The following is an 11835-nucleotide window of genomic DNA, read 5'->3' on the forward strand; positions in this document are numbered from 1 at the left end:
TTACCTCTCCTTCTTTAACGTATTGTTTATATGTTTACTGAATGAAGAAAAAGTAGCTAGCCTGAGGGCAAGCTACTCCATATTTTGATTGCATATTCAATTATTCAAGGGAAGCGAGCACATCCTCAGCAATATCTTCCGGAATCCATTCTGTCCAAACATCTTCATGCTCCTGCATCCACCAGATAGCTGCCTCTTGGGTAGAAGCACCGCTATCTTCCATATACTCGAGAGCATCTTCTGTCAGTGCACTACTGGTTTCGTATTGCTCTAAGAATTCCACAACCTCTGGTGCTTGTTCAGGGAAATCTTTATGCACAGAAATAACAACATCATTAGGAGGGAATTCTGTACCTTTTGTTTCTTCCCAAACTTCTTCGTCATAGGGTTCCTCTTCTAATAGAATTAAATCATATTTTGCTGTGATAGCAGTAGGGGACCAGTAATAGCCAACCCATCCTTCTCCTGCTTCATAGGCACGGGCTAAATCTGTAATAATTGCTGAATCAGAACCCGGGCTAAAGTTGTTAAATTCCTCTTCTAACTCATAGAAATCAAATTTTTCATTGATTGCCTCTTCTACTGCCCATCCGCTGGGCGCATTAATAATACGTCCTTTTTCTGGATCTTCTGGATCTTCAAAAACTTCTGGATAATTTTTTAAGTCTTCTACGGTTTTCAAATCTGGGGCAAGGGGGTCAATTCCTCTTTCCGGATCTCCTTCGACAACATATGCTGGTACATATAATCCCTGGTCATTATCATCAAAGTTAACAGACAATGTTTCAATATCTCCTGCTTCTGTTAATTCCTCATAAATATCCCGAATATTATCTGTCCAAACTTCCATATAAACATTAATATCTCCATCACCTAACCCCTGCACCGTTGCAGCTGTAGAGCCGGAAGTTATATCGGTATCATAGCCATATCCTTCTTCTAATATTTGTGCTGCAATATAATTGTGTACATTAATACTGTCCCAACCGGCATCAGCAAAAACAATCGTATCAATTTCCTCACTTGATGAATCACCACAAGCAGATAAAACAAAAACGGATACGGTCATCAAAGTGAATAATAATTTTTTCATTTTTTCGTCTCCTTTTTATTTTGACAATTTTCAGGTATATATTTGTATAGTTTGGTGAAACAAAATAGTATTCTAACGTAAAGATTTTGCAGTAGAAAAATAATTTCATTTCGTTCATTTTGAGCTGGAAGAGGATATGTGCAGCCAGGAAGAAGATATTCGCGATTCGATTCTTTATTATACCTTATAAGGTTAAAAATAAACAAAGCGCTTAAAACTTTATAAATGTGCATATTTCTATGTATAGAGAGAATAGGGCAGGTTTAGGTGTGGATATCTCTATAATTGTCGAGAATACTCTAAAATACGTATAAATCGTCGGAAAATATAACTAATTTAAATAGGGATATTTTCATAATATCCCTTTGCCAATGTCTTGTAGAGTGTAAGAAAAGGTCCTGAAAGTCTCGGGATCTTTTCTTACATCACAGGGAGGGCTAAGGAAAACAATTTTATCACGTAGAAGCGCCCGTAAAACTCCGACTGAATTTTATTCTAAAGAATCTAATACTTCTTCTGCAATGTCTTCAGGAACCCAGTTTGTCCAGATATCTTTATGTTCCTCCATCCACCAATTAGCAGTCTCTTCTGCGGAAGCCTCATTTTCATCCATATATTTGAGAGCTTCTTCGGTGAGTTCGCTGCTTGTCTGATAATTTTCTAAAAAGGATGTAACTTCAGGAACTAATTCTGGAAAATCTGCATTTACTGCTATTACCACGTCATTTGGTGGAAAAGCAGTACCTCTTGTTTCTTCCCAAATTTCCTCTTCATAAGGGGCCTCCTCTAAAAGAGTCAAATCATATTTAGCAGAAACAGTAGTTGGAGACCAATAATAGCCGACCCAAGGCTCTCCAGCTTCATAAGCTCTGGCTATGTCTGCAATAATCGCTGCGTCAGAACCTGGTTTGAAAAAATTAAAGGTTTCCTCTAAATCATAAAAATCAATTTTGTCACTCATCTGTTCTTCTACTTGCCATCCAGTGGGAGCGCTAAGAATTCGCCCTTTATTTGGGTTTTCAGGGTCTGCAAATACATCCGGATAATTTTTTAAATCCTCTACCGTTTTTAAATCAGGTGCAAAAGGTTCAATTCCTCTTTCTACATCCCCTTCTATCACGTATGTAGGTACGTAAATGCCCGTCTCATTATCATTAAAATTGATCGATAATGTTTCTATTAATCCCAATTCTGTTGATTCTTCGTATAATTCTTTAATATTATCCGTCCACATCTCCATATTTATATGAATATCGCCATCGCGAAGTCCCTGATGTGTGACAGCGGTTGACCCGGATTGAATATCGGTTTGATACCCATATCCTTCCTCGATAATACGCGCAGCGATGTGGTTATGAATTTTAATGCTGTCCCAGCCTGCATCTGAGAATACAATGGTGTCAATTTCGTTCTCGCTGGCAGAACTGCTGCAGGCTGTTAAAATTGCAAATGGAAGCACAAGTAGTAATAATAAATTCTTCATTCTTCTCTTTATCTCCTTTGATTTCAATCTTAGAATATTAATATTAGCAATTAATTCAGAAAATAATAAATGTCGAAAAATACCAAAAATAATCATATTTCTTGAAATATAAGGGTAATATACTGTTTTTTAAACAATTTCTTAGGAAAGGATAAAAATTCACTGGATAGCTTCATATTTCTTTTTACGAGTTTAGGGATTGTAATATTTTTGTCGATGTTTTGAGGAAAAAGGAAAGAAAATGTCATGATGGGATTTGTCTGGGGCGGATGAAGAAAAATGAACAAATGTGAACCTTTTTCAAATACATGATAGATACTCTGCGAATAGGCACAGACCAAGTTTGCGAGGGTATTTTGAAACAGATATACTAAAATGGAGATAATTTGAAACAAATGAAGCGTCACTTTCGTACTAGGTAAAGAATAAATAATCATTAAAAAAAGAGCAGACAGTCTCTATATAAATGATGGAAGGGGAAAGTACATAACCATGAAAAAGAGTATTGGAGCAATTGGGTTATTTTTTATGCTGTTTGTTTTAGCGGCATGTACAGAAGAAGATAATGAATCCGCTGAAGAAAACGAGGAGGAAGTAATTACTTCTGTCCAAACGGAAGAAGTGGAAGAAGGAAATTTAACGCGGGAAAGGACATTTAATGCCCGGATGGAGCCTTCCCAAACGACCCCAATTATGATCGAACAGCCTTTAGAAGTAGACACCCTGGAAGTGAGTGTTGGAGATACAGTAGAAGAAAATGATACCATTGCCGAATTAACCCTTGATGGCAATACACAGTCTGTTGATGCACCTGAAGCTGGAGAAATCATTCAAATCCAGGCTGAAGAGGGCGAAAACATAGATCCGGAAGAGCCATTTATAATGATAGCAGATACAGAGGAATGGAAAGCTGCAGGCAGTGCTTCAGAAGGCATACTTGAACTTTTGGATATCGATGATGAAGTGACTGTAGAAGCAAGTGGAGAAGAAAAGACAGCGACCATTACAAATATGGACCGGATTCCGGACGATACTGGATTATATCCGGTTACCGCAACATTTGAGGCTGGAGATGCATCGTTTGTCTCTGGAGCTGTTGCTAAAATAGTGGTAGACGAAACGGTGGAATCGGATGCTCTCATCGTACCTACAGAAGCTGTTGTAGAAAACGAAGGGGAATCCTTTGTGTTTGTTGTAACAGATGATGAAACGGTAGAACAACGTGAGGTTTCTGTGATTAGTATGCAATCGCAGCAAACGGCAATCGAAGGAGATATCGAAGCAGAAGAAGAAATCGTAATAACAGGTCAATCCGGATTAGAAGATGGCGATCCTGTTGAAGTCGTGAAAGGGGAATAGATTTTGAAACAGCTTATAAAAACTTCCGTAAAACGACCAATTGGCGTCATTATGATTGTATTAGCTGTTCTTGCTTTAGGATTCATGTCTCTGCGTAATCTTGCGGTTGATCTGTTCCCTGAAATAGATTTGCCGGTAGCTGTTGTAGCCACCAATTATCAAGATGCAGCACCAGAAGATGTACAGAATTCAATCAGTAGACCATTGGAATCAGCAGTAAGTGCAGTAGAAGGAATAGATACCGTTCAATCCCAATCCCAATCTGGATCATCCATGGTGATGATGATGTTTCAAAATGGAACGGATTTAGACCAGGCATTATTGGATGTGAGAGAACAAGTCGATCAAGTACAAGGAATGTTACCTGAAGGAGCAGGAGACCCGAATATTCTTCGCTTCAGTCCAGATTCGCTTCCGGTCATGTATTTAGGCTTAACAGGTGAGGATTTGGCCGAGTTAACCGAAATAGCAGACCAGCAAATCGTTCCTTTCTTTGAAAGACAAGAAGGAGTTGCCTCTGTCACCATTGAAGGCGGCTTAGAAAGAGAGATTCAAATTGAATTAGATGAAGCAAGCTTAGAACAATATGGCATATCACCTCAAAGTGTGATGGATACCCTGGGAAGTGAAAACAGCTCTTCTTCCGTTGGTACGGTAGAGCAGGGGAACCAAGATTTGCAGATTCGTGTCATTGGTGAATTTGACAACATAGAAGAGATTGAAAATACACAAATTCAGTCAGAAGCAGGTGGGGTTGTCCGTATTTCGGATATCGCAACCGTGCAGGATGATTTTAAAGATGCTTCTTCTGAAACAATGGTAAATGGCGAACATGCACTTGTCTTATCAGTGATGAAGCAGACAGATGCGAATACTGTGGAGGTAGCATCCAATATTACAGATGCAATGCCGGGAATTATGGACGATTTACCAGAAGGTCTGAATTTACAAACCATCATTGATACCTCTGAATTTATCGAGATGTCCATTGATTCGGTTATGAATAATATTCTAATAGGCGGAGCAATCGCCTTCCTTATCTTGCTCCTATTCTTAAAGAGCATCCGGGCAACTATTGTGATTGGATTATCGATTCCAATAGCGATTATCGCAACCTTTGTATTAATGTACTTTACAGGACAGACATTAAATGTTCTATCCCTGGGAGGATTAGCTTTAGGAATTGGAATGATGCTGGATAGTTCGATTATCATTTTAGAAAATATTTATTCCTACCGGCGCAGAGGCTACAGCTTGTTTGAAGCGGCAACTAAAGGGTCGATTGAACTCGCACCGGCGGTTATTGCTTCGACGACAACGACCTTAGTCGTATTTTTACCAATTGTTTTTGTAGAAGGAATGTCATCTGACTTATTTACACCGTTGGCATTGACAGTATCTTTCTCATTAGTAGCGTCTTTAGTCGTTGCGATTACCTTAGTTCCAATGCTTTCTTCCAAGTTATTGGCAAATGTTATGGAAGGATCGGGAAAAAGATACTGGTTTGACAGATTTTTAAACTGGATGAAAACACGTTATGGAAAAGGGCTGGAGAAAGTACTGAGGTTTAGAAAAACAACCGTCCTGGTAACGATTTTAGCGATTATCGGCAGTCTCTTCCTGATTCCGCGGATTGGAATGGAATTTATGCCTTCCGCAGACCAGGGCCAAGCTCAAATTACGGTAGAAACACCGCCAGGGAGCAGCTTAGACTATACAATTAGTATGACAGAACAAGTAGATGATATTTTAGCGGATTACGAGGAATACATGGAGGTCAGCTATGTAACCATCGGATCTGCCGACTTTACAGGAAGCATGAATGAATCGACGTATACGCTGCAATTAATACCGGCATCTGAACGCGACCGGTCGACAGAACAGATTATGGTAGAAATTGATGAACGTGTGCAGCATATTGCAGGTGCAGATATCGCAGCCTCTGCGATGGATGGCGGCATGGAAATGGGAGATCCGATTACGATTCAATTAAACGGACCAGAAAATGATACACTGATTGATTTATCAGAACAGGTCCTTGCGGAGATGGAAGAGATTGAAGGAGTAACCAATACCTCCTCCACAGCAGAAGATGGTATCCCGCAAATGGAAATTCGGGTAGATGAGGATGCGGCATCCAGTTATGGACTTTCCGGATCGCAAATTACCAGTCAGCTAGAAATGAAATTCTCCGGGCAGGTAGTTGGCCAGTATCGGGAAGAAGGGCAGGAAATCGATATTAGTCTTTCTTATCCGGAAGATACACGTACAAGTATCGAAGACCTGTTAGACAGCAGTATACAATCACCATCCGGAGCAACGGTTCCATTGGATGAACTTGTCGAGATCGAACAGGCAGAGGGACCTCAGACGCTCCTGAGAGAAAATCAACAAGCACAAATGAATGTCAGTTCAGGAGTAGTTGGCCGTGATTTAGGAAGCGTCGTAGCAGATATTGAAACAAAGCTTGGTCAAATGGACTTCCCTGAAGGCTATAACTATAGTATTGGCGGTCAGGCAGAAGATATGGAAGAAGCCTTTATAGAGCTTGGAATAGCACTGATTTTTTCCATTTTCTTAGTGTATATCGTGCTTGCTGTACAATTTGAAAATCTCCTGCAGCCATTTATTATTATGTTTGCTTTACCAACAACCATTATCGGGGTTATTGGCGGATTATTTATAACAAATATATCTCTTAGTGTCGCCGGCTTTATCGGCATTATCATGCTCGCAGGGATTGTTGTAAATAACTCCATTGTACTTGTCGACTATATTAATATACTGCGCAGACGGGGCATGGACCGGCTGGAAGCTATTATTGAAGCGGGACGCTCGAGATTGCGCCCGATTCTGATGACATCGCTCACGACCATTCTGGCGATGATTCCATTAGGACTCGGTATTGGTGAAGGAGCAGAACTGCAGCAGCCGTTAGCCGTTACAATTATTTTTGGACTTACAGTTTCCAGTATCTTCACCTTATTCTTTGTTCCAGTAATTTATCTCATCTTTGATAATATGACGAAGAAAGTAACGGGAAGAAGAAAACGGAGGAAAGCAGCCAAAAGTTAATGTGAAGGAATAAGAAAAGGGGCAGCTCTTGGTGGCGTTGAGGTGAAACCTCTTTGTCATGAAAGAGCTGCCCTTTTTATCACAGAGAACCGTCCGTAAAACTCCCGCCTCCAAATAAAGCGTAAAAATAAATTTATTTAGGCGGGAGATAACAGACGCTAACTCCCACTGAGTGAAGTATCGTTTTATGTTAAAATAGCCCATTACAGCATAAGAACCGGCTGTTCCCTGATGGAGAATGGCCGGAATTCATTTCATATCGAAAATCGGGTATGATAAAGACAAAGGACAGGGAAAGAAGGTAGATAAAATGGCAATATCCCAAGTGATGCAATTAATAACGGGTATATTTGAGGGGTTATTAGGAATCCCGCTCTTTGGTGGCATATATATTATGGGATCCGGTTATACACCATTATTTGTCATGCTGGTTCTTCATATTATTACATTACTTCTTGCCAGCCGTGATAGAAGGTGGATTGCCGGGAGTGTTTTAGGAATTATTACAAGCATTATTGGATTCATCCCGCTTGTTGGCATGGTGCTGCACTGGCTGACAAGTATTGTGTTGATTATTTCTGTATTTCAACCGAAAAGATATTAAAAAGAAGCCTTTTGCTCTCAATCAGCAAAAGGCTTCTTCATGTAGATAAAACTTATTCAGGCCACCAATGGAAGCCGTCCTTTTCAAGTAATTCATCGGCAGCTTTCGGTCCCATAGATCCAGATTCATAATTTGGAAAATCTGGTTTTTTATTAGACCAGCTTGCCAAAATACGATCAACAAATTCCCATGACAATGCTACCTCGTCCCAATGTGTAAAGTTGGTTGCGTCGCCGAGCATACTGTCATAGAGCAGCTTTTCATATGCTTCCGGTGTATTGATGCCGGAATCAGCATCTTGATGATAAGCAAGCTGAATAGGCTCTGTTAAATTGCCATTTCCTGTTTTCTTCGCGTTCAAATGAAGGGTAATCCCTTCGTTTGGCTGAATGTTAATAACCAGTAAATTCGGATTACGTAAATCATCTTTTTTATGATACAAGTTCATTGGAATATCTTTAAATTCCACAACAATTTTGGTAGATTTTTCTTTCATCCGTTTTCCTGTCCGGATATAGAAAGGAACGCCAGCCCAGCGATAATTATCGATAACCAGCTTCCCGGCAACAAAAGTCTCTGTTGCAGAATCTTTTAAATCATCTGCTTCATCCTGATAACCAATAACTTTTTCTCCGCCTATGTTTCCAGCACCATATTGTCCACGGACAAAATACTTGCTGACTTTATCTTCTTTAATGGTACGTAAAGCACGCAATACCTTGATTTTTTCCGAACGGATTTCTTCGGTGCTGAGATTGATCGGCGGCTCCATCGCAAGCAAGGCAACCATTTGCAGCATATGGTTTTGAATCATATCTCTTGTTGCACCGGATGTATCATAATAATGTGCGCGCTCTTCTACACCAAGTGTCTCACTGCTGGTTACTTGGATATTGTTGATGAATTGGTTATTCCATAAGTGTTCAAAGATTCCATTCGCAAAACGGATAACTTCAATATTTTGTACCATTTCTTTTCCTAAATAGTGATCGATACGGTAGATTTGATTTTCCTCAAAAGCAGCCTGAAGCTCTTTATTTAACTTTTTAGCAGACGCTAAATCGTGTCCAAATGGTTTTTCAATCACTAACCGCGTCCAGCCGGATGTTTCTTTTAAACCGTGGTCCTTCAGCTGATTAGCAATGGTTCCAAAAAAGTCAGGAGCCATCGCTAAATAGAACAGACGGTTACCGCCTGTATGGTATTCTCGTTCAAGAGACTCTACCATAAATTTTAAATCGGTATATGACTCAGTAGATGTTACATCAAATGATTTATAGTAAAAGTGGGAAGTAAATTCAGATATGTCTTCTCCTTCTGAAATTAATCCTTGAATCGATTGCTCTACCTTTTCACGTATGATTTCATTATTCCATCCACGGCGGGCAAGCCCGATCACAGCGAAATTCTCATCTAATTTACCACTCTTATAAAGGCGATAAATGGAAGGGTATAGTTTACGGTTTGCCAAATCTCCTGTTGCTCCAAAAATCACAATTGTTGCTTTTGGTTGTATAGTTTCACTCATGATTAGATTCCTCAATTCTTTAGTTTCTGTAAAGATGTTTAAAAGGACTTACTCAAAAACGGAGAAAAGACCTTGTAAGCTGGCCTCTTAAATATATTAGCTGCTCCATATCATATTAAAAATTGATACATCATTTTGATGAAGCTTTTGAATACCTTTGAAAACATTAAAAATTCCCTAAAGATAGAAGGGGATTAATCATTTACTTTACAGAATGAGCAGTAGCTTTGTCAATATATTTACCTCTAAAAAAGAGTTAATAAATTAATTTTTCAGAAATTAAATGGAGCATATTGTAAATAGTGGAATTATTATTAAATAACTCAACTATCGTACCTAAGAATAAGCATATATATCTTGCTATTTCAGTATGAACATATTCTCCATTACCATGCTTGCTTTTTAGTTAAATCAGCTTTTTTTGAACTAATGATAGTGCATAGCTCCGCTCCGGCCAACCACTCCGCTTTCCGACGTACAAATGTTTTCGATGGGGCGAGTAATCGCAGTCCCAGGACGTACTAGTGCAGACGTTGCAACAACGGGTTTTGATGGGGTGAGTAATCGCAACCCCAGGAGTCACGGGTTTAGCCTGCAAACTACTTAAGAGGAGTCTACGTGGTTGGCCTGCGCTCTGATAGGATTCTACAGCGAATGAAAGAAATAACATTTTGATAAGCTTGATGAAATAGCAGCTTTCCCCTGAACAATCAATCATGACAGCATGAATATCTAACATCAAGAGTAGCTTTCATGCACAGAAAGTAATCTTGGCGGAACATTTTACCATGCAGCATAAAAAATATATTTTAACTGATCGAACATAAATTTGGCGAGCTATTTTCCACGTATAGAACACCTAACTAGCGGAGGCGGACCGTTTTGACTCCTGAGGGATCAGCACCATCTGAAGATCCACTTTTGCCAAGTGCTCTTCTTGGCAAAAGTTAGCTGAAGAGCGTGCCCCTAGGAAAGCAAAACGGTCCGCCGCAGCGGTGCTTTACACTCCACCTTCTATCCTTTATCTAGGGAGTTATCAAAGGAACAATCAACTTCTGTTTCTATGGAAATGTAATGGGCGGAAGTTGAGTAAATAAAATAAGATTAGCTTTATTATAAAATAATTGTTAAAATAAAGATAATTCAAAGAAAGGAAGTGTTCTATTGTTTACAGCACCAGTTATACTTGAAGAAAAAGCAGACTACATGAAGCATGATCGGCTGATGAAAAAGCTGATCAAAGAGTTTTTTGAAGAATTCATCGAAGGATTTTTCCCCGGTCTGTACTCCTACATTGATTTCTCCAACGTCACTTTCCTCGAGCAGGAAGTTTACCTGGACTATTTCGAAGGCCCCAAGAAGGAAATCGATATTCTCGCCGCAGTAAAGCTGCATCATGAGGACAAAATCCTGCATATTCACACCGAAGCCCAATCCACCCACGAAGCGGATTTCCCTGAAAGAATGTTTCTTTATTTCAGTTACCTCTACGCCAAACACCGCAAACCGATTCAACCCATCGCTGTTTTGAGTTATAATAGGGAACAAGAAGAACCAACTCAATTCAAAATGAACACACCTCCCCAGGAAGTACTTCAATTTAATTATCTGAAATTACAATTAAGAAAGAAAAACTGGAGAGAATATATTAAATCAGACAACCCCGCCGCAGCCGCATTACTCAGTCAGATGGGCTATGAAGAACATGAGCGCGTCCAGGTGAAATTAGAATTTCTGCGTATGATTACCCGGATGAAAATTAACCCGGCGCAAATGGAATTCTTATACGGTTATTTCGAGACTTATTTAAAACTAAACAAAGAGGAGGAAGCACAAATGATGGAGAAAATGGAAAACTTGCCAGAAGAGGAAAAAGAAGTGGTTTTGCAGCTGCCGAATTCGTATTTTGAGAGAGGAAAGCAGGAAGGGATAGAAGAAGGAATAGAGAAGGGGAAACAGGAAGTAGTATTGAAATTGTTAGCAAAAGGGATGCCCATTAGTGAAATAGCAGAAATCACTGAATATAGCGAAGCAGCAATTGAAAAGCTTGCGGGTAAGGAAACAGAATAGGTTATTCGTTTGTATGCACTATGTAAAAAAGGGAGCCGTCATATAAATGAGCTCCCTTTTTACATAGAAATGAAAAAATGCAATTAGTGAAAGTGTCCTCTCTTTTATCAATATAAAAAACGCCAAAGCAAATTATAGCTTCGCCTTTTGCAGCTTCATCATGATTTGATTAATAACCTGGGAAAACATTAAACCGATCGCAATGCCTCCAGCCAGCAACATCACTTGGGCAGAGAGCTGAATCGCTGTATTATAATCATTTTCAACGAAATTCCGCATCGCATTATAGGCGACTCCGCCAGGAACCAGCGGGATAATACCGGATACAGTGAAGATAATGATGGGCCGTTTTAGAATGCGTGAACAAAGCTGACTGAGAATGGAGACAAGAATTGCCGCAAATGTGGTTGCAGCAACGATGTCGATATGAAATTCCCTCAGGGTGTAAAAGAAAATCCAGCCAAACATCCCGACAAGACCACATGGAATCAATGACTTTTTAGGAGCATTAAATAATACCCCGAAGCCTGCAGACGCAATAAAACTGGCAGCAAGTTGAACAATAATTTCTAACATCTTATTCTACCCTCCAATCAAACTTTTACAGAATGTGTCGGCATTCG

The 11835-nt window shown here is 39.6% G+C and carries 8 protein-coding genes; 4 read left to right on the forward strand and 4 right to left on the reverse strand.

The features are described 5' to 3' along the window. Positions 1–100: 100 nt before the first annotated feature. Both BN986_RS03705 and BN986_RS03710 read right to left on the reverse strand, forming a co-directional pair. Positions 101–1093 (reverse strand): ABC transporter substrate-binding protein, encoded by a 993-nt coding sequence (locus tag BN986_RS03705; protein ID WP_040978294.1) that lies wholly within the window; start codon positions 1091–1093, stop codon positions 101–103. Positions 1094–1583: 490 nt separating this feature from the next. Further along, complete coding sequence (locus tag BN986_RS03710) at positions 1584–2576, reverse strand: ABC transporter substrate-binding protein (protein ID WP_040978295.1); 993 nt, start codon at positions 2574–2576, stop codon at positions 1584–1586. A gap of 492 nt (positions 2577–3068) precedes the next feature. On the opposite strand from BN986_RS03710, the gene BN986_RS03715 reads away from it, so the two are divergent. The 3 genes from BN986_RS03715 to BN986_RS03725 all read left to right on the forward strand — a co-directional run bounded on the left by BN986_RS03715 (position 3069) and on the right by BN986_RS03725 (position 7614). Then, on the forward strand, positions 3069–3935 hold the full coding sequence (locus BN986_RS03715) for an efflux RND transporter periplasmic adaptor subunit (protein ID WP_040978296.1): 867 nt from the start codon (positions 3069–3071) through the stop codon (positions 3933–3935). Positions 3936–3938: 3 nt separating this feature from the next. After that, entirely contained in the window at positions 3939–7010 is a 3072-nt protein-coding gene (locus BN986_RS03720; RefSeq protein WP_040978297.1) for an efflux RND transporter permease subunit, read from the forward strand. 310 nt (positions 7011–7320) lie between these two features. Beyond that, the gene (locus tag BN986_RS03725; RefSeq protein ID WP_040979157.1) at positions 7321–7614 is read left to right on the forward strand and encodes a hypothetical protein; all 294 of its coding nucleotides are present in this window, start codon (positions 7321–7323) and stop codon (positions 7612–7614) included. 52 nt (positions 7615–7666) lie between these two features. On the opposite strand, the gene zwf is transcribed toward BN986_RS03725, so the two are convergent. Then, a complete protein-coding gene (zwf, locus tag BN986_RS03730) occupies positions 7667–9142 on the reverse strand; it encodes a glucose-6-phosphate dehydrogenase (protein WP_040978298.1) in 1476 nt (491 codons plus the stop codon). A gap of 1206 nt (positions 9143–10348) precedes the next feature. Between zwf and BN986_RS03735 the strand changes: the two genes are divergently transcribed. Then, positions 10349–11212, forward strand: a complete 864-nt coding sequence (locus tag BN986_RS03735) for an Rpn family recombination-promoting nuclease/putative transposase (protein WP_040979158.1) — start codon at positions 10349–10351, stop codon at positions 11210–11212. Between the two features lie 132 nt (positions 11213–11344). Here the strand turns inward: BN986_RS03735 and BN986_RS03740 are convergent, their stop codons facing one another. Next, on the reverse strand, positions 11345–11788 hold the full coding sequence (locus tag BN986_RS03740) for a threonine/serine exporter family protein (protein ID WP_040978299.1): 444 nt from the start codon (positions 11786–11788) through the stop codon (positions 11345–11347). Positions 11789–11835 lie beyond the last annotated feature (47 nt).

It is taken from the genome of Oceanobacillus jeddahensis (assembly GCF_000750635.1).
GTDB lineage: Bacteria > Bacillota > Bacilli > Bacillales > Amphibacillaceae > Oceanobacillus > Oceanobacillus jeddahense.